This window comes from Calditrichota bacterium (assembly GCA_013152715.1).
Lineage (GTDB): Bacteria > Zhuqueibacterota > Zhuqueibacteria > Thermofontimicrobiales > Thermofontimicrobiaceae > 4484-87.
Genome location: JAADFU010000089.1, coordinates 23,808 through 24,371, shown reverse-complemented (window position 1 = coordinate 24,371; position 564 = coordinate 23,808). Strand labels below are relative to the sequence as shown.

The following is a 564-nucleotide window of genomic DNA, read 5'->3' as shown; positions in this document are numbered from 1 at the left end:
AACGGAGTGCGCGTCAATCAGAAAAAAATTCACCAAAAATACGGAGGCTGGATCTACCAGCGCTGTCTGCCGCTGTGCATCATTTCACCGTCAGCAGTGGTCATCCATCGCGATGTATTTGAAAAAGTTGGCCTTTTTGATGAAACGATGACCGTGTGCGAAGATTACGACCTCTGGCTCCGTGTGTGTCACCAGTTTCCCGTTGCCTTCATCGAAAAGCCATTGATTGTAAAATACGGCGGCCACGGGGATCAGCTATCGCGGAAATTCTGGGGCATGGATCGTTTTCGCGTTCGTGCGCTGGAGAAAATGTTGGCAGAAAAGACGCTATCTTCGGCAGACAGAGACGCAACAATACGCATGTTAAAGAAAAAATGTGATATTTTAATTAATGGATTTGAAAAAAGAAAAAATTTCGAAGAAGCGGAAAAATACCGAAAATTAAAAATCAGTTTTGAATTATGAGTTGCGGGTTTTGGGTTATCAGCAGAGGGATTGAAATGGCCATAAAAAGTTGAGGTCTTCACATCTTGAACTTTTAACTCGAAACTACAACTCGAAACT

General features: G+C 42.9%; 1 protein-coding gene. It reads left to right on the top strand.

Going from position 1 to position 564, the window contains the following annotated elements; genetic code table 11:
- A partial coding sequence (locus tag GXO74_07045) for a glycosyltransferase family 2 protein (protein ID NOZ61422.1) occupies window positions 1-465 on the top strand: 465 nt, incomplete at its 5' end.
- Window positions 466-564 lie beyond the last annotated feature (99 nt).